The following is a 19,036-nucleotide window of genomic DNA, read 5'->3' as shown; positions in this document are numbered from 1 at the left end:
GAGCCGTGAGGGAAGGGGCCCTTACGCGCCCAGCATGTTGCCGTAGCCGATGACGACGGTGGCGCCGACCAGCAGGGCCACGCCGGCCCAGACCATGTTGCGCACGGCCGGACGAGCGTCCTTCCACTCTTTGAAGGCAAAGCCCCACAGGGTGCCGAAGATGATGATGCTGGCCATGTGCAGGGTCCAGCTGGAGAAGCCGAACTTGCCCATCTGGCTCTCGCCCATGGTGTAGAAGAAGAACTGGAAGTACCAGGCCACGCCCGCCAGGGCGCTGAGCAGGTAGTTGGCCAGCAGCGGCGGCTTGTCGGCCGATTCCTTGCCGCTGGAAGCGCGGCCGATCCACTGTCCCGCGCTGCGGTTCTTGGCGATCAGGAAGGCGCACCAGACGCCGTTGGTGATCAGGCCGCCGAACATGACGAGGCACAGCACCGGCAGGCCGGTCCACAGCGGGCCGGTGCCGGCGGCTGCCGAGATGTTCTTGATCGGCTCTCCGGCGGCCAGGCCGAAGGCGAAGCAGGCCGACATGACGCCTGAGAAGATCGCCACCGCCAGGCCCTTCTTGAAGTCGAATTCGGCGACGGCTGCGCGCTTCTCTTCGGGCGACAGGTCGCCGTCCTTCTTGGCCCCGGCCCAGGCCACGACGACGATGCCGGCCACGGTCATCAGGAGGCCCAGCAGGATGATCCGGCCGGAGGTCGAGCTGAGCAGGGCGTCGGCGAAGGTTCCGCGCACCAGCGGCGGGATCAGCGTGCCGAACACGGTGCACAGGCCCAGCACCACGGCCATGCCCAAGGACAGGCCGAGATAGCGCATGGTCAGGCCGTAGGTCAGGCCGCCGAAGCCCCACAGCACGCCGAACAGGATGCAGAGGCCGGCGATGTGCGGGGGAACCTGGCCCATCACGCCCAGCAGGTCGCGGGTCTGTAGCGAGGCGAAGAACCACGGGGCGAACAGCCAGGAGAACACGCCTCCGGTGAGCCAGTAGATCTCCCACGACCAGCGGCGCACGCCGCGGAAGGGCACATAGAAGCTGGCCGAGGCCAGGCCGCCCAGCCAATGGAAGAAAACGCCCATAAGCGGATTCATTGGCGTCAACTCCCATATATCAAAACGATTTTCTAATTATTGGGATCATCGCGAGCGGGCGTGGCTTTGTCAACGAACCGCGCCGAGCGTCGCCGCGAGGACACGGTGGCGGTCATTTCTTTCCTGAAACACTGTGCGGCGCTCGACATGCGCACGAATTCCCGGTTATCGTCCCGACTATAGGGAATTAATCCCATAATATGAAATTTGTCGACCTTGGCGTCACCCGATGGCCCTGAGCAACGACAAGTCGCAACTGGAGAGGAAACCATGAAGACCCCCATCAGCGCCCAGCTGCGCACCAGCGCCTCGCGCCTCGCCGTCGCGGCCGTCCTGCTTTCGGCCCCCGCCATCGCTCACGCCCAGGCCGCGCCCGCCGCCGGCCAGACCGTAGAGCCCGAAGCCGTCGAGGAAGTCGTCGTCACCGGCATCCGCGCCTCGCTGCGCAGCGCCATGGACGTCAAGCGCAACTCCCTTCAGGTGGTCGACAGCATCTCGGCCGAGGACATCGGCGACTTCCCCGACAAGAACCTCTCCGAAGCCCTGCAAAGGGTGACGGGCGTGCAGATCAGCCGCCAGGACGGCGAAGGCCGCGGCGTCAGCATCCGCGGCGCCGATCCCAGCCTGAACCGCGTCGAGATCAACGGCACGTCGGCCTTGTCGCTGACCGTCGGCGGCGGCGACCGCGCCGTCGATTTCCGCGACATTCCCGTCGAGTTCGTCTCGCGCCTGGACGTGGTCAAGTCGCCTACGGCCGACATGGCCGAAGGCGGCATCGGCGGCACCGTGCGGGTCATCACCCGCCGTCCGTTCGACAGCAAGGAGCCCTTCGTCGCCGGCTCGGTGCAGGGCGTCTACTCGAACCTCGCCAAGGAGTACGACCCCAAGCTGGCCCTGATCGGCAGCCGCACCTTCTTCAACGACACCCTGGGCGTCCTGCTGTCGGGCACCTGGGAGAAGCGGCACCTGAACAGCAACAACGCCCGCACCACGGGCTGGGCGACCCGGGCGGGCGCGCGGCCCACCGGAGGCGTCACCGGCCGTCCCACCGACATCAACGGCGACGGCACGGCCGACTTCATTCCCGAGATCCCGCGCCTGATCATCGACCGCCGCGAGACCGAGCGAAAGGCGCTGAGCACCGTCGTCGAGTGGCGTCCGACCGACAACTTCAAGGCCTATTTCGACGCCACCTACGCTACGGCCAAGGAGCGGGTGAACAGCTCGTTCCTGCAGCTTACCGGCACCAGCGGCGAGATCGACTACAGCAAGTCCACGGTGGGCGGCGACAACACGGTCGATCACCTCGAACTGGTCAGCACGTCAGCCTTCCCGATCGACCTGGTCTATCGCAACATCCTGGGCGACCTGGAGCGGACGCAATACACCACCGCCGTCGGCGGCGAGTGGAAGCTCGACAAGTGGGTGTTCGACGCCCGCTTCGACTATTCGAACGCCGAGGTGCAGAACAACGAGATCAACTCGACGGCGACGGCGTTCGGCATCCCGCGCGCGGTCATCGACTACAAGGGCGGCAAGGGATCGCCGAACTTCTCGTTCCCCGGCCTCGACGTCACGACCGGGCAAGGCGTGCAACGGCTCGATGCGCTGTTCAACCCGCGCAACAACAGCGCTGAGGAGACCGCTCAGCAATTCAACATCACTTACAAGCCGGACGTCTCCTGGCTGACCTCGATCAAGGCCGGCGTCCAGGCGAGGCAGTTCGAGACCAACCAGATCCTTTACCAGCGCACTTCGCGTCTGAGCTGCCGTACGGGCGATATTCGTTCGCCGACCGACCGTAATCCCAGCGCGATCGTATCGGCCCAGGCGCCGTGCTCCACGCTCGAGCAGATCGTCAACCTCAACTCGACCGAGCAGGGGATCCCGTTCTTCCAGACCGGCGACCTCGGCTATTCCGGCGGCGTGCGCCGATGGAACGACAACACCATGGCCACCTACGCGGCCACGTTGGCGAGCAGCGGCCTGGTGAACGACGTCTACGCAGTCAACCCCAACCCTAACACCGCCGAGACCTTTGGCGGTCGGGGCAGCTTCCAGAACTTCCTCGACACCTGGTCGGTCGAGGAGAAGACCAAGAGCGCCTACGTTCAGGCCAACTTCGACTTCCACGAACTGCCCGTGCCGATCAGCGGCACGCTGGGCGTGCGGGTCGTCGACACCGAGACGCTCTCCACCGGCTACAACCAGATCCGAAGCAACGGTCCGTCTGGGCTGGAGGTCAACTACGTCGAGGGCGAGGCAGAGGGCGGCTACACCAAGACCTTGCCTTCGTTGAACGTCCGGGCCGAGTTCATCCCCGGCAAGCTGATCGGCCGCTTCTCGGCCAGCAAGGTCATGGCCCGCGCTGCGCCGGCCCAACTGGCTCTGCGCCGCTCGATCGACCGCAACAGCTTCACCGGCTCGCGCGGCAACCCGAACCTTCAGCCGTTCGAGGCCACCGCTTACGACGCCGGCCTGGAATGGTACTTCAGCCGCGACAGCTTCATTTCGGCGACCTATTTCCGCAAGGAGATCTCGTCGTTCATCACGAATGTGGCGGTTGACGAGTTCGAGGAAGGCGAGCCCAGGCCCTTCCGCATCACCACGCCGATCAACGGCGATGATCAAGTGACGATCGACGGTCTCGAAATCGGTGGCCAGTACGCTTTCGATTTCCTGCCGGAACCCTTCCAGGGCTTCGGCGTCCTGGCTAACTTCACCTATCAGAAGGACAAGGGCTTCAAGCAGCCTAACCTGATCACCGGTGAGGCGCTGACGTTCCCGGGCCTGTCGCGCAAGAGCTACAATGTCTCGTTCTACTACGAGAACGAAAAGGTCAGCGCCCGGGCGTCCTACAACTGGCGCGGCGACTGGCTGATCACCCCGGTCGGCCGCGGCAACTGGCCCGAGTTCAACAAGGCATTCGGAACCCTCGACGCCTCGGCCAGCTACAACGTCAACGACAACATCACCGTCTTTGTCGAAGGCGTGAACCTGACCGACGAAGTGCGCCGGGAATACAACGCCGATGCGCGCTACATCGGCAACGAGACCTTCGGTTCGCGCTACTACTTCGGCGTCCGCGCGAAGTTCTAGAGGCTAGAGATGATCAGCCCTGCTCGGTCAGCTTCAGGAAGTTGGCCAGGGTCGGGCTGATCTCGCCCTTGCGCCAGGCCAGGCCCGTTTCCAGTTCGGGGGCGGTCCCGGCCAGCGGCACATAGGTGACGCCCGTGCGCGCCAGGTTGCGCAGCGAGGCGGGGACGAGCGCCACGCCCAGGCCGCTCGACACCAGGCTGATGATCGTCTGCATCTGGATGGCCTCTTGCGCGATGTGGGCGTCGCCGCCCAGCGCGCGGTAGTGGCCGGTCACCAGGTCGTGGAAATTCGGCGCCACGTGCTTGGGAAACAGGATCAGCGGCGAGGCCAGAAGCTCGTCGGCTGACAGCACCGCGTCGCTGGCGATGCGTCCCTCGTCGATCCAGGCGCTTGGCACGGCCGCCACGAGCGGCTCGCGCAGCAGCCGGCGATAGGCGAGGGCGGCGGGCAGGGGCTGGTCGGTCGGCGGGATGATGATGCCCGCGTGCCGCTCGCCCTCGACCAGGGCCGGCAGCTGCACGTCGCTGGTGGCTTCGAACAGCCGGATTTCGACCTCCGGATAGGCCTGCGAATAGCGCCGCACCAGCGAGGGCAGCACGCTGTAGTCGGCGGTGCTGACAAACGATAGCGCCAGATAGCCGCTCTGGCCGTCGCGCATCCGCCGCGCCGCGGCGGGCAGCGCGTCCAGCGCCGCCAGCGCCTCTTGCACCTGCGGCAGCCACTGCTCGCCCAGGGGCGTCAGCCGCACGTTGCGTTTGGTGCGCACGAACAGCGCCGCCCCCAGTTCCTTCTCCAGGGCCATGATCGACTGACTGAGCGGCGGTTGGGTCATGCGCAGTCGCTCGGCCGCCCGGCCGAAGTGCAGGGTCTCGGCCACGGCGGCGAAATGGCGGAACTGTCGGACGTCCATTTGATATCTCATGCGACCTAATGGTCGTCTTTTAATATATTTTGCTCGCACGGTCAGCGGCGGTAATAACCCCACAGCCGACACTGAGATTTTCCCATGCCTCCCTATCGCTCACGCACCTCCACCCACGGCCGCAACATGGCCGGCGCCCGCGGCCTGTGGCGCGCCACCGGCATGAAGGACAGCGATTTCGGCAAGCCGATCATCGCCGTGGCCAACAGCTTCACCCAGTTCGTCCCAGGCCACGTGCACCTGAAGGACCTGGGCCAGCTGGTCGCTCGCGAGATCGAGGCCGCCGGCGGCGTGGCCAAGGAATTCAACACCATCGCCGTCGACGACGGCATCGCCATGGGCCACGGCGGGATGCTGTATTCGCTGCCCAGCCGCGAACTGATCGCCGACGCGGTCGAGTACATGGTCAACGCCCACTGCGCCGACGCGATCGTCTGCATCTCCAACTGCGACAAGATCACGCCGGGCATGCTGATGGCCGCCATGCGCCTCAACATCCCGGTGGTCTTCGTCTCGGGCGGTCCGATGGAGGCCGGCAAGGTGCAGATCAAGGGCGCGATCCGCTCGCTGGACCTGGTCGACGCCATGGTCGTGGCCGCCGACGACAAGTACACGGACGAAGAAGTCGAGGCGATCGAGAAGGCCGCTTGCCCGACCTGCGGCTCGTGCTCGGGCATGTTCACCGCCAACTCGATGAACTGCCTGACCGAAGCCCTGGGCCTGTCGCTGCCCGGCAATGGCTCGGTCCTGGCCACCCACGCCGACCGTGAGGCCCTGTTCAAGGAAGCCGGCCGCCTGATCGTCGACCTGTGCCAGCGCTGGTACGAACAGGAGGACGTCACCGCCCTGCCGCGCGGCATCGCCACGCGCGAGGCGTTCGAGAACGCCATGAGCCTGGACATCGCCATGGGCGGCTCGACCAACACCGTGCTGCACCTCCTGGCCGCGGCCAGCGAGGGCGGCGTCGAGTTCTCGATGGCCGACATCGACCGTCTGTCGCGCCGCGTGCCCTGCCTGTCGAAGGTCGCGCCGGCCAAGGCCGACGTGCACATGGAAGACGTCCACCGCGCCGGCGGCGTCCCCGCCATCCTGGGCGAGCTGGAGAAGGGCGGCCTGATCGACGCCAGCCAGCCTACCGTCCACGCCGCGACCATGGCCGAGTCCCTGGCTCGCTGGGACATCGGCCGCACCAACAGCGGCACGGCCCAGGAGTTCTTCCGCGCCGCCCCGGGCGGCAAGCCGACCCAAGTCGCCTTCAGCCAGGCCGCCCGCTGGGAGGAACTGGACCTGGATCGCGAGAAGGGCGTCATCCGCTCGGTCGAGCACCCGTTCTCCAAGGACGGCGGCCTGGCGGTGCTGTTCGGCAACCTCGCGCCGGAAGGCTGCATCGTGAAGACGGCCGGGGTCGACGAGTCGATCCTGACCTTCCGCGGTACGGCCCGCGTGTTCGAGAGCCAGGAAGACGCCGTCAGCGGCATCCTGGGCGGCAAGGTCACGGCCGGCGAGGTCGTGGTGATCCGCTACGAAGGTCCCAAGGGCGGCCCGGGCATGCAGGAGATGCTGTACCCGACCACCTACCTGAAATCGAAGGGCCTGGGCGCGGCCTGCGCCCTGATCACCGACGGCCGCTTCTCGGGCGGCACCTCGGGCCTGTCGATCGGCCACGTCTCGCCGGAAGCCGGCGAGGGCGGCCTGATCGCCCTGGTCGAGACCGGCGACAGCATCCTGATCGACATCCCCAACCGCGGAATCAACCTGGAAGTCTCCGACGCGGTGCTGGCCGAGCGTCACGCCGCCCAGCTGGCGCGCGGCAAGGACGCCTGGAAGCCCAAGGATCGCAAGCGCGAGGTTTCGCCGGCCCTGCGCGCCTATGCGGCCATGACCACCAACGCCGCTCGCGGTGCTGTGCGCGACGTCTCCCAGGTCGAGCGCCAGAACTAGGAACTGAAAGCGGCCGGGCTCGCCAGGGCTCGGCCGCGCAATCCTGGGGTGAGTTTTTCTGCCCGCGCGGCGAGAATATCGGTCGTGCGGAGGAGGGCGGTCCGGGTCAGGTTTTCGACATCGACGTAAAAAGCTTCAGGAGAAGCCGATGTCCGACCGCAAGCTCCATCCCGAGACCCTGGCCCTGCACGCCGGCTGGCGGGCCGACCCGACGACCGGGGCCGTGGCGCCGCCGATCTACCAGACCACCTCCTACCAGTTCCAAAGCGCCGAGCACGCGGCAGACCTCTTCGCCCTGCGCCAACTGGGCAACATCTACACCCGCATCGGCAACCCCACGATCGACATCCTGGAGCAGCGCCTGGCCGCGCTGGAGGGCGGGGCCGCGGCCCTGGCCGTGGCGTCGGGGCAGGCGGCCTCGGCCTTCGCCATCCAGAACCTGGCCCGGGCCGGCGACAACATCGTCAGCTCCACCGACCTCTACGGCGGCACCTGGAACCTCTTCGCCAACACCCTGCGCGACCAGGGGATCGAGGTCCGCTTCGTCGATCCGGAAGACCCCCAGGCCTTCGCCCGGGCCACCGACGAGCGCACGCGCGCCTACTACGCCGAGACCCTGCCCAATCCGAAGCTGACGGTCTTTCCGATCGCCGAGGTCGCCGCCATCGGCCGCGCGCATGGGATCCCGCTGATCGTCGACAACACCGCCGCGCCCCTGCTGGCGCGGCCGCTGGAGCATGGCGCGGCGATCGTCGTCTATTCGACCACCAAGTATATCGGCGGGCACGGCACCTCGATCGGCGGCGTCATCATCGATGGCGGCAATTTCGACTGGGAGGCCCATCCCGACCGCCAGCCGTCGCTCAACACCCCCGATCCCAGCTATCACGGCGCGGTCTGGGCGCAGGCGGCCAAGCCGCTGGGCCCCATCGCCTACATCCTGCGAGCCCGCACGGTGCTGCTGCGCGACCTGGGCGCGGCCCTGTCGCCGTTCAACGCCTTCCAGATCCTGCAGGGGCTTGAGACCCTGCCGCTGCGCATCGCCCGCCATTCGCAGAACGCGCAAGCCGTGGTCGACTTTCTGGCCAAGCGCCCGGAGGTGATCCAGGTGATCTATCCCACCGCCCAGGACGGCCTGCGCCGCGAGCGGGCCGACCGCTACCTGTCGGGCGGCTATGGCGGCCTTGTCGGCTTCGAACTGGCGGGCGGACGCGAGACCGGCAAGCGGTTCATCGACGCGCTCAAGCTGTTCTATCACGTGGCCAATATCGGCGACGCGCGCAGCCTCGCCATCCATCCGGCCTCGACCACCCACTCCCAGCTCAGCGCCGAGGACCAGGCCGCGACCGGCGTCTCCGAAGGCTATGTGCGGCTGTCGATCGGCCTTGAGCACATCGACGACATCCTGGCCGACCTTGATCAGGCCCTGGCCGCCTCGGCAGGTCTCCGCGTCGCAGCCGAGTGACGAAAAAGCCCGTCAGGTCAGAGATCTGGCGGGCTTTCTTCATGTCGGTCAGCGCTTGGCGGTCTGCTCCACGGCGCGGAAGACGCGCAGGTAGTTGCCACCCCACAGCTTGCCGATGTCGGCCTCGGAATAACCGCGGGCCACCAGCTCGGCGGTGACGTTGCCGGCCTCGCCCTCGTTGGCCCAGCCGATCACCCCGCCGCCGTGGTTGAAGTCCGACGACAGCCCCACGTGGTCGACCCCTACGCGCCCCACCGCATAGTCGACGGAGTCGACCAGGTCCTTGACCGTCGCCTTGGGCAGCAGGTCGGTGATGGCGTGGCTGTAGTCCTTGCGCTTGTCCGGCGACAGCGCCTCGGTCCCGTCGGCTGCGCGCGTGAAGGCGGCCGGCAGGCCGTACTGGGCGCGCAGGGCCGCCACCTTCGGACGAAGCTCCGGCGTCAGCCGCACCAGATAGGGCCCGAAGGCGACGACCTGCACGACCCCGCCTTTGGCGGCGATGGCGTCGAGTTCGGCGTCCGACAGGTTGCGCGGATTGTCGACGACGCCCTGCACCCCTGAGTGGCTGGCCACCACCGGCGCGCGGCTGATCGCCAGCACCTGCTTCACGCCGTCGGGCGTCAGTTGCGAGACGTCGATGATCACGCCCAGGTCGTTGAGCCGCCCCACCGCCTGCTTGCCTAGGGGCGACAGGCCGCCCCATTCGACCTTGGTCCCGCCGCTAGGGCGCGAGGAGTCGGCGAAGGCGTTGTTTCCGGCATGGACGAAGCCGAAGCTGCGCACCCCGGCGGCGTAATAGGCGTCGATCGGCTTAAGGTCCTCGCCGAACGGGTAGGCGTTGAGGAAGCCCACCACGATCGCCCGCTTGCCGGCCTTGGCCGCGGCCTCGACGTCGTCGGCCTTCAGGGCCAGAACGGCGCGGTCGGGATGGCGCTCGGCGACGCCGCGGATGGCCGCCAGCTTGGCGTCGGCCTCCTTGCGGGCCTGGGCATAGCCGTCCGGCGTACGCGGCCCCTGCGCGACGAACACCGCCAGCACGGCCGCGTCGACCCCGCCGCGCTCCAGCTTGGGCAGGTCGAGCTGGCTGTCGCCGTCGACGGCGGCTTCGTGCGCGCCGACGCCCAGGTCGGCGGGCACGTCCACGTGGCTGTCCAGCACCAGGGTGCGGGCGTGGACGGCGGCGGCGTCGAGATTGGCGGCGAGCGCCGGAGCGGCGCTGGCCAGGGCCAGGGCGGCGGCCGTGGCCAGGAGGATGGGGCGAAGCATGGCGTCGTCTTTCTTGTCGTTGGTCGGGGAGGGCGCCTCGCCGCGCGCCGGGCCCCTCGGCGCGTTCGTGAAGGCGGCTCGACGCTAGCCGCCGCCGGGCCGCGCCGACCAACGCGGTGTTCTCATGCTGGATATTGCCGTCGGTAAAGCTTGCGCTCGAGGCCGCTCACCAGTCATCTCGGCGTCCTTTCCGAACCGAGAGTGCGCTTTCCATGCTCGACGACCGCAAGCCCCACGAAGCCCGACCGCTCGGCAAGAGCGGCCTTTCCGTGTCGCCGCTGGCCTGGGGCATGTGGCGCTTCAAGGGCGAATCCGTCGCCGACGCCCGGCATCTGGTCGAGACCGCGCTGGAGAGCGGCATCACCCTGCTCGACACCGCCGACATCTATGGCGCCGACACGCCCTACGGCTTTGGCTCGGCCGAGGTTCTGCTGGGCAAGGTGCTGCACGACGCCCCGCATCTGCGCGAGAAGTTCGTCCTGGCCTCGAAGGGCGGCATCGTCCTGGGCGTGCCCTACAACTCCAGCGCCGACTATCTGGTCGCCGCCTGCGAGGCCTCGCTGCAGCGCATGGGCGTCGAGAAGATCGACCTCTACCAGATCCACCGCCCCGACGTTCTGGCTCACCCGGCCGAGGTGGCGGGGGCGCTGGTCAAGCTGCGCGAGCAAGGCAAGATCGACGCTATCGGCGTCTCCAACTATCTGCCCAGCCAGGTCGCGGCCTTGCAGGCGCACCTGCCGTTCCCGCTGGCCAGCATCCAGCCGGAGTTCTCGCCTCTGGCCATCGAGCCGCTGTCGGACGGCGTGCTCGACCAGGCGCTTGAGCGCGACATGGCCGTGCTGGCCTGGTCGCCCCTGGGCGGCGGCCGCCTGACGGGCGAGGGGATCGACGATCGCGGCCGGGCGGTGATCGACGCGCTCGACGCCGTGGCCCGCCCGCAGCACGTCGACCGCGCCGCCGTCGCCCTGGCCTGGATCATGGCCCACCCGTCGCGGCCGATCCCGATCGTCGGCTCCCAGACGCCCGAGCGCATCAAGGCCGCCGCCGACGCCCTGCACGTCCACATGACCCGGGCCCAGTGGTACGCCATCCTGACCGCCAGCCGAGGGGTTCCGCTGCCTTAGGGCGGATCCGGTATCTGAGATGAAAACCTCCTCCTTCGACGGGCTCAGGATGAGGTTTTTCTACGATCTCGGCTTGTGACTGGTCCTCATCCTGAGCTTGTCGAAGGACGAGGACCACGCGCGAGCCTTGAATGTCGATACGCCCAAGGCATGCGGTCGCCTTTGACGGGCGGCGAGGAGATCGCTAGATCATGGCGCGGTAATGAGAATCGTTCTCATTCGGGGTGGCGTGATGCGATCTGGCCAGAGGGGAACGGCTTCCGACCTGACCAGCCTGCTGGAGGCTCATTACGAGGACCTTCGCCGCTTCGCCGCCCGCAAGGCCCGCTCGGCCAGCCTGGCCGACGACGTCATGCAGGACGCGTGGCTGAAGCTGTCGGACTTGGCCCGCGCGCCGGGCTTCGACGGCGCGGCGGTGCGCAATCCGCTGAGCTACCTGCGCCGGATCATCGCCAATCTCGTTGTCGACCGCCAGCGACAGGCCGCCGCACAGGCCCGGCGGATCGCGCCGGGCGAGTTGCCGCTGGACGCCGGCAGCGACGCGCCCTCGGCCTTCCAGGTGCTGGCCGGCCGCCAGGAGATCGCCATCGTCCAGGCCGCCATCGCCGAACTGCCCGACAAGTGCCGGCAGGTGATCCTGCTCTATCGCGGCCACGACCTGACCATGCAGCAGGTCGCCGATCGCCTGGGCGTCTCGCCGCGCACGGTCGAAAACCATCTGGCCAAGGCCATGAGCCACTGCCGTCGCCGGTTGAAGGAAGCGCGCGGCGATGGATGAGACTAGGGGAAGCGCGGGCGCCGGTTCGTCCTGTCCATCGGGAGGACCAAAAGCCCACATGAGCGACAAGGACAAACCGGGGGACGAGAGCGCGGCGCTGTTCCACGCGGCGGCGCGCCAGGCGCTGCGCCTGCGCGACGGCGGCGACGCGGCCGAGCACGCCGCCTGGCTGGCCGCGGGGCCGGAACGCGCCGAGGCGATGGCCGAGGCCGACCACATTCTGTCGCTCATGGGCGCGGCCACGGCGACCCAGGCCGATGCGGCGTTCCGACCGAGACGCCGTCGAGGCGTCGCCGCTGCCGCCAGCCCGCGTCGGCGGACCTGGAAGATCCCGGCGGCCGTGGCGGCGTGCCTGGTGCTGGCGCTCGGCGCGGGCGTCACCCTGAAGACGCTGGCGCCGGCCGATCCGAACCACTTGGTCGCCGAGATCGGGCAGGTGCGCCGGCAGGTGCTGGTCGACGGCAGTACGGTGACGCTGAACACCGGCTCGGTGCTCGACGTCCGCTATGGGCCCGACGGCCGCCGCGTGCGGCTGGTCAAGGGCGAGGCCTTTTTCGACGTTGTCCACGATCCCTCGCGACCCTTCGTGGTCGAGAGCCGGGCCGGCAGCGCCCGTGTGCTGGGCACGGCCTTCGACGTGCGCCTTCAGGGCGAGCGCGCCAAGGTCAGCGTCCTGCGCGGCGCGGTGCGGGTGCATCCGGCGAACGGCGGCGGGATGGCGGTGCTGCGGGCCGGGCAGGGGGCCTGGCTCGATGGCGCGGCGCCCGAGGCCCTGGCGCTGGAAGATCCGGCCGCGGTCGACGCCTGGCGGCAGGGACGCCTCGTCGTCTATCATCGCCCGCTGGCCGAAGTGGTCGACGAGATCGGCCGCTACAGGCGCGGCAAGGTGTTTGTCCGTGGACAGGCGCTGGCCGCCCGACCGGTGTCGGGGGTGTTCGACGTCGCGCGGCCCGACGCCGCCATCGACGCCCTGGCCGCTTCGCTGGACCTTCGTACGGCCCGTTTGGGCGGTTTCGTCCTGCTCTACTGACCGGGCTTGTAACGCCTTCGCAAAAAAATCGACGAGGTCGCTAGGGGATCTCGCCGCCGGGTTTCGTCTCTCCATCATAAGATGCAATTGAGTGTCGCTCGCAACAGTGGGCGGCCTACGAGACGAGACCGACCGAAGACATGACGACGCCTGCTATCCGTTCCGGCCTGCTGCCCCGTATCCGCCGGCTGTCGTTGTGCCTGGCCCTGGCCTCGGCCAGTCCTCTGGCTTTGGCTGCGCTTCCGGCGGCCGCCCAGGAAGCCTCGGCCTACACGGTCGACATTCCCGCCCAGCCGCTGCCCCAGGCGCTGAGCCAGTTCTCGCTGCAGACCAAGGTCCAGATCGTCTACGCGGTCGAAGCGCCGTATGGCCGCCGCGCGCCCGCCGTGCGCGGCCGCTTCAGCCAGGGCGAGATCCTGTCGCGCCTGCTGGCCGGCAGCGGCGTCACCTGGCGCGAGGTGCGTCCCGGCGTCGTGACCTTGGAGGCCGCGCCCAGCGCCAAGGGGGCGGTGGTCACCGACGCCCTGCGGGTCGAGGGCGCGACCGTCGGCGGCGAGGCGCTCAGCGCCCGCGACGCTCTCGGCTATGACGGCGTCTACGACCTCGACGGCACCTCGACCTATGCCGGCAAGGCGCAGGTCGAGCGCTACAAGGGCGTCAGCCCGGCCGACGTGCTCAAAGGCATGGTCGGGGTGTTCAGCGGCGACGCCCGCAACAGCGGCGCGCTGGATCCCAGCGTCCGCGGCGTCGAGGGGCCCGGCCGTGTGCCGGTGATCATCGACGGCGGCGAGCAGGCCCTGACCGTCTGGCGCGGCTACAACGGCGCCAACAATCGCAGCTACATCGACCCCAGCCTGGTCGGCGGCGTGCAGGTGCTGAAAGGTCCGTCCCTGACCGCCGGCGTGCACACCTCGGTGGGCGGCGCGGTGGTGATCGACACCCTCTCGCCGCGCGACATCCTGCGCGAGGGCGAGACCTACGGCGCCGAGGTCCGCATCGAGGGCGGCAACAACTCCACCAAGCCGCGCCTGCCGACCCTGCTGACCGGCCAGGACTATCGCAACGTCCCGGGCTTTCCCGGCTCGACCGGAACCACCGGCTTTCCGGGCAGTCCCTACAACGATCCCTACGTGCAGGTGACGCCGCGCACCTCGGGCGACAACGACACCGTCTCGTTCGGCGACCGCGCCGCGCGGCTGGCCATCGCGGGCCGCAGCGACGACTTCGAGTGGCTGGCCGCCTATGCCTGGCGCGAGCGGGGCAACTATTTCGCCGGCGAGAGCGAGGCCGGCTACTATCAGCAGACCAACCTGCCGACGCCGTCCGGCCCGCAGGACCTGATCAAGCGCCTGGCCTTCAACTACCAGCCCGGCAACGAGGTCCCCAACACCTCCAGCGAGATGAGCTCGTGGCTGGGCAAGCTGGTCTGGAAGATCAGCGACAGCCAGCAGCTGAAGTTCGGCGTGCGCGACACCGTCTCGACCTATGGCGAGGTCATGCCCTCGCGGATCATCTCGGTCGGCAACAACGGCATGGGGAAGGTGCAGTGGCCGCTCAGCGAGGTCCACGCCACCGCCTGGAACGTCGACTACCGGCTCAAGCCCGGCGGCCGCTGGGTGGACCTGAAGACCTCGGTCTGGCTGACCCGCACCAACAGCCACACCTACAGCGCCGGCGGCTTCCCCAACTGGGCCCAGAACGCCGCCAACCCGATCATCAAGAACACCGCGCTCGCCAACGCCAAGAACGATCGCTACGGCCTTTCGGCCAGCAACAAGATGCGCCTGGTGCCGACCCTCGACCTGGTGGTCGCCGGCGACTGGCAGCACGAGAAGCTGACCTCGCCCGACGTCTGGGGCGGCACGTTCGACGGCTGGCGCCAGTATCCCCGGGCCGGCCGGCGCGAGGAATACAACGTCCACGCCAATCTCGAATGGCGGCCGGTCAGCGAGCTGACCCTGACGGCCGGCGCCCGCTACTCGCACTACTGGGCGTTCGACGATTTCCTGGCCGAGCAACTGGCCAAGGGCGTGGTGTTCACCAACTACGTCTTCACCGACGGCTCGGTGCTCTACCGCACCCTGGTCAACGGCCGCACGGTCAACAACCGCATCGCGTGGGAGCGCGACAGCACCGGCAAGTTCACCCGCGCCACCAACCCCTGCGTCAACGGCTTCCTCAATAGCGTGGCCAACGCCACCGGCTACTGCGTGGCGTCGCTGAACCAGGCGCCGGTCACCGCCGTCAGCCGCACCCAGCGCGGCGACGGCTGGACGCCCGCGGTCTCGGCGACCTTCAACTTCACCCCCAACGCCCGGGCCTACGCCCGCTACGCCGAGGCCTATCGCTTCCCCAGCCTGTTCGAGAGCACGGTGGGCTTCTCGGCCGCCATCGACCCGACCCGGCCGCTGAAGCCCGAGCACGCCCGCACCTGGGAGGTCGCCTACATCCACGACCTGTCGGCGCTGCTGTCGCTGCCGGAGGACCAGCGCGCCGACTTCCGGCTGACCTGGTTCCGCAACCGCACCAGCAACGTCATCGAGCGCGGCACGCAGCTGCAGCTGTCCAACATGGAAAAGCAGATCATCGAGGGGATCGAGCTCCAGGCCCGCTACGACAACGGCCGCCTGTTCGCCGACTTTTCCGCCGCCCACAACTTCAAGAACAAGGTCTGCGACCGCCAGCAGGCGATCCTCAAGCAGCCCAACACCGGCATCGTGCCCGACTGCGTGAACTTCGGCTTCGTCGGCGGCTACCTGCTGACCCAGGCCACGCCCGAGAACTCGGCCAATCTGAACCTCGGCGCCCGCTTCCTGGAGCGCCGGCTCGAGGTTGGCGTGCGCGGCGTCTACTACAGCGGCTACGACAATCCCGAGCTCGACCGCTTCATCGGCGGGGCCACCGCCACCCGCGTCGACGGCTGGGCGCTGAACACGCCCTACCTGTGGGACGACATCGTCACGGTCGACGCCTACGCCAACTTCAAGCTCAACGAGAAGGTCCGGTTCGAGCTGGTCGCGACCAATCTCAACGACCGCTACTACACCGATCCCCTGACCCGCACGGCCCAGCCGGCCCCCGGGCGCACGCTGAAGCTCAGCATGACCGCCCGCTACTGACCCCCCAATTCACGGCTTTCGGCGCGACGGCTCCCTACCGACGCGGCGGACGCCGCTGGATGAGCCCGGGCCTCCATCGAAGAGGCCCATTCAACTAAGCATCGGAGAAGACGAGATGTCCTGTTCGACCTTCAAGACGCTGATCCTGGCCTCCATCGCCGCCGCCGCCCTGACGGGCGTCGCCCATGCCGGCATCGTCGGCGAGTCCACCGACGAAACCCACCTGAAGGTGGGCGCCAGCGTGATCAACGCGGGTCCGCACACCGCCGGCAAGGCCGGCGTGGCCGTCGCCTCGATCGGTCTGTCGGCCTATGTCGACTTCCAGGGCCTCGCGGCCTCGGCCCCGCCGTCGGGCGGCGTCAGCACGATCAACAACCCGTCGACCGCGCCGGGCAGCCACAACGGCATGGGCGTGTTCAACTTCGCCAAGGTCAGCACCGGCGACCTATGGTTCGGCGAGTGGTCCGACACCGCCAACGCCAATGACGGCACCCACACCGTCTACTATGTCGGCGACGACACCGGCGCCACCGCCGGCACGGGCACGGCCAGCTACACCGTGAAGGGCCTCAGCGACTACGCCACCAACGGCATCCTCGAAGGGACCTTCAACGCCGACTTCACCGCCGGCACGCTGGGCGGCTACGTCCAGAGCGCCTCGACCGGCTACAAGGTCGACATCGGCTCGGTGGGCATCTCGGGCCTGAACATCGCCAGCACCACGGCCAACGCCACGGCGACGCAGGGGACGAGCACCCTGGCCTCGGGCGGCGAAGTCAGCGGCAGGTTCTTCGGCGCCAACGCCGCGGCCCTGGCCGGTCTGGTCACCTTCGGCGGCAACAGCGTCTACGACACCGCCTTCGGCGGCACGAAGAACTGAGGACGCGAGGGGCGGGGGCCGGCTGGCCCTCGCCCCAAGCCCCTGCGATGAACAGGTCGTCCGTTCCCCCGCGTTTTCCGTTCCGCGCCGCCGCCGGTTGCGCGGCTTTCGTCGTTCTGGCCCTGGCCGGCGCTGCGCGCGCCCAGGTCGACGACGACACCCGCCTTCGTCTCGACCAGGACCTGTCGCGCCGCGCCGCCGAGCGCGAAGCCAAGACCTTGCAGGAGACCGCCCCAGACGTGCTGGTCATCGACGGCCAGGCCTACACGGTGGGGCCGGGCGCCGACGACGTCGGCAAGGCGCTCTACCTGTCGCTGGCCCGCCGCCAGTGGGGCGACGCCCGCCGCTTCCTGAAGGCCTATCTGGCCTTGCCCGAGCGTGACCAGATGCTGGTCTGCTACGCCCAGGGGCAGCTGGCGCGGCAGGACGGCGACCTGCGCGCGGCCGAACGCAGCTTTCGCCAGCTTCTCGTCCTTCAGCCGGGCTTCATGCCGGGGCGGATCGAGCTGGCCCGGGTGCTGTTCGAGAACCAGCGCGACCGCGAGGCCGAGGCGGCCTTCCGCGCCGTCCTGGCCGACATGCCCAAGGACGACGCCCGCGCCGTCGGCGTCCGCCGCAGCGTCGAAAGCTTCCTGGCGGCCCTGAAGCGCCGGCGCGCCTGGACCGGCCAGGTCGCGCTGGGGCCGGGCTGGAACTCCAACGTCAACCAGGCCTCGGGCAGCTATGCCTGCCTGCTGCCGGGGCCCGAGGGGATCTGCTTCTTCGACCGCAAGACGCCCGATCCTGTCAGCGCGGCCACGGTCAGCTTCGAGACCGTGCTCAACAGGCGCCTGCCGCTGCGAGGCTCGGGCGGGCTGACCTTCCGCGGCATGGCCTATGGCGAGCTCTATCCGGAGGAGGGGCGCTACAACCAGGCCACCTTCGTCGCCCAGGCCGGGCTCGATTACCGCACCGCGCGGCTGGCGTTCGGTGTCGCGCCGTCGCTGGACGTCGGGACCATGGGGGCCGAGCGGCTGTACGAGGCGCCCGGCCTGCACGCCGAGGTCAACCGCACGCTCGGCGCCTCGACCGTGGTCAAGCTGGAGGGCGACTACAAGGTCATGCGCTACAGCCGGACCGCGTTCGCCGCGCTGGATGGCGACCAGGCGTCGCTGTTCCTGACCGCATGGCGCGGCCTCGCCGGTGGATGGACGGTGTTCGGCGGCGCCGATCTGCTCGACAAGGACGCCGATCGCGCGGTCAACGCCTATCGCCAGGCCGGCCTGCGGCTGGGCGTGGCGACGCCGACGATGAAGGGGCTGAACGCCACGCTGTTCGCCTCGGCCCGGCGCAAGCGCTGGGACGCCGTTAACGAGACCCTGGAGGCGCGCCGCCGCGACGATGAGCAGAGCTTCACCGCCATCCTGCGCGCGCCGCGCTGGAAGACGCAAGGCGGCTTCACGCCCAGCCTGACCGTGCAGTACGCCAAGGTCGCCAGCAGCATCGACTGGCTGTTCTCCTATGAGAAGACCGCCGCCAGCCTGAAGCTGGAACGGGTGTTCTGATGTTGCAGGCCCTGCCCATGACGGTGCTGGAGATCCCGTACGAGCCGCTCGCCGCCACAGGGCGCAAGCGCCGCTGGAGCCTGGCGTTGTCTGGCGCGGTGGTTCTGCATGTGGCCTTGCTGCTGGGCGCCTATCTGAAGCTCGCCCGACCCGAGATGCCGACGGCCGCGCCGATCGAGGCGATCGCCGTGGAGTTCGCGGTCGAGCCGGTCGCGCCGCCGCGTCCCAGGGACGAGCGCCCGCCCGGGCCGGAGGCCAAGCCCAGTCCGGCCGCCGTCGCCGCGCCGGCGCCGCCCAAGGCCATCGACCGTCCGCCCGATCCGCGCGGCGTCCTGCCGCCCCAGCAGCGATCCGCCGCCCAGGCGGTGGAGGCGGACGCCTCGACGCGGGCCTCGACGCCGCGGGAGGCTTCGGCGCCGCCGGCCGTGCCCGCGCCGCCCGCGCCGGTCATGGCCGCGCCGCGCACCTCTGCCGCCGCAGCCCGCGACGCGGCGGTCAGCTGGCGCGGCCTGATCCTGGGACGTCTGAAGGCCTACAAGCGTTACCCGCGCCGCGCCCAGAGCGCGGGGCAGGAGGGCGTGGTCCACGTCGCCTTCATGGTCGATCGGACGGGCAGGGTGCTGAGCGCGAGGATCGCCAAGGGTTCGGGCTATCCGCTGCTGGACGAGGAGGCCCTGGCCACGGTCCGCCGGGCCTCGCCCATGCCGCCGCCGCCCGACGACGTGGCGGGCGATCCCGTCGAGGTGCTCGTGCCCGTGGAGTTCTTCGTCGGCTGAGCG

The 19,036-nt window shown here is 69.0% G+C and carries 13 protein-coding genes; 10 read left to right on the top strand and 3 right to left on the bottom strand.

Annotated elements, in window-relative coordinates; translation table 11 throughout:
- Positions 1-21 precede the first annotated feature (21 nt).
- The gene (gene rhaT, locus SGCZBJ_RS10555) at positions 22-1,089 is read right to left on the bottom strand and encodes an L-rhamnose/proton symporter RhaT (protein WP_240621472.1); all 1,068 of its coding nucleotides are present in this window, start codon (positions 1,087-1,089) and stop codon (positions 22-24) included.
- A gap of 270 nt (positions 1,090-1,359) precedes the next feature.
- Between rhaT and SGCZBJ_RS10550 the strand changes: the two genes are divergently transcribed.
- Positions 1,360-4,188 carry a TonB-dependent receptor gene (locus SGCZBJ_RS10550; RefSeq protein WP_101717962.1) on the top strand — a complete coding sequence of 943 codons (2,829 nt, stop codon included), beginning with the start codon at positions 1,360-1,362 and terminating at the stop codon, positions 4,186-4,188.
- 13 nt (positions 4,189-4,201) lie between these two features.
- Here the strand turns inward: SGCZBJ_RS10550 and SGCZBJ_RS10545 are convergent, their stop codons facing one another.
- The gene (locus SGCZBJ_RS10545; protein ID WP_101717961.1) at positions 4,202-5,098 is read right to left on the bottom strand and encodes a LysR family transcriptional regulator; all 897 of its coding nucleotides are present in this window, start codon (positions 5,096-5,098) and stop codon (positions 4,202-4,204) included.
- A gap of 96 nt (positions 5,099-5,194) precedes the next feature.
- On the opposite strand from SGCZBJ_RS10545, the gene ilvD reads away from it, so the two are divergent.
- Positions 5,195-7,051, top strand: coding sequence for a dihydroxy-acid dehydratase (gene ilvD, locus SGCZBJ_RS10540; protein WP_101717960.1), 1,857 nt, complete (start codon positions 5,195-5,197; stop codon positions 7,049-7,051).
- 148 nt (positions 7,052-7,199) lie between these two features.
- The gene (locus SGCZBJ_RS10535) at positions 7,200-8,516 is read left to right on the top strand and encodes an O-acetylhomoserine aminocarboxypropyltransferase/cysteine synthase family protein (RefSeq protein WP_101717959.1); all 1,317 of its coding nucleotides are present in this window, start codon (positions 7,200-7,202) and stop codon (positions 8,514-8,516) included.
- 48 nt (positions 8,517-8,564) lie between these two features.
- On the opposite strand, the gene SGCZBJ_RS10530 is transcribed toward SGCZBJ_RS10535, so the two are convergent.
- A complete protein-coding gene (locus SGCZBJ_RS10530) occupies positions 8,565-9,782 on the bottom strand; it encodes a dipeptidase (protein ID WP_101717958.1) in 1,218 nt (405 codons plus the stop codon).
- A gap of 212 nt (positions 9,783-9,994) precedes the next feature.
- Between SGCZBJ_RS10530 and SGCZBJ_RS10525 the strand changes: the two genes are divergently transcribed.
- From SGCZBJ_RS10525 to SGCZBJ_RS10495, 7 genes are all read left to right on the top strand, one after another.
- Positions 9,995-10,906, top strand: coding sequence for an aldo/keto reductase (locus SGCZBJ_RS10525; RefSeq protein ID WP_205685363.1), 912 nt, complete (start codon positions 9,995-9,997; stop codon positions 10,904-10,906).
- Positions 10,907-11,138: 232 nt separating this feature from the next.
- Positions 11,139-11,684, top strand: coding sequence for an RNA polymerase sigma factor (locus tag SGCZBJ_RS10520; protein ID WP_165799296.1), 546 nt, complete (start codon positions 11,139-11,141; stop codon positions 11,682-11,684).
- Between the two features lie 58 nt (positions 11,685-11,742).
- Positions 11,743-12,714 (top strand): FecR family protein, encoded by a 972-nt coding sequence (locus tag SGCZBJ_RS10515; RefSeq protein WP_101717956.1) that lies wholly within the window; start codon positions 11,743-11,745, stop codon positions 12,712-12,714.
- Positions 12,715-12,854: 140 nt separating this feature from the next.
- The gene (locus SGCZBJ_RS10510) at positions 12,855-15,833 is read left to right on the top strand and encodes a TonB-dependent receptor (protein WP_101717955.1); all 2,979 of its coding nucleotides are present in this window, start codon (positions 12,855-12,857) and stop codon (positions 15,831-15,833) included.
- Between the two features lie 115 nt (positions 15,834-15,948).
- Positions 15,949-16,713 (top strand): Slam-dependent surface lipoprotein, encoded by a 765-nt coding sequence (locus SGCZBJ_RS10505; RefSeq protein WP_101717954.1) that lies wholly within the window; start codon positions 15,949-15,951, stop codon positions 16,711-16,713.
- A gap of 47 nt (positions 16,714-16,760) precedes the next feature.
- Positions 16,761-18,257 (top strand): surface lipoprotein assembly modifier, encoded by a 1,497-nt coding sequence (locus tag SGCZBJ_RS10500; RefSeq protein WP_101717953.1) that lies wholly within the window; start codon positions 16,761-16,763, stop codon positions 18,255-18,257.
- Positions 18,257-19,033 carry an energy transducer TonB gene (locus tag SGCZBJ_RS10495; protein WP_205685362.1) on the top strand — a complete coding sequence of 259 codons (777 nt, stop codon included), beginning with the start codon at positions 18,257-18,259 and terminating at the stop codon, positions 19,031-19,033. The genes SGCZBJ_RS10500 and SGCZBJ_RS10495 overlap by 1 nt, the downstream gene beginning before the upstream one ends.
- Positions 19,034-19,036: the final 3 nt, after the last annotated feature.

The sequence above is a fragment of the Caulobacter zeae genome, from assembly GCF_002858925.1.
In the GTDB taxonomy this organism is placed as follows: Bacteria; Pseudomonadota; Alphaproteobacteria; order Caulobacterales; family Caulobacteraceae; genus Caulobacter; species Caulobacter zeae.
This window is presented reverse-complemented; position numbering and strand designations above follow the sequence as displayed.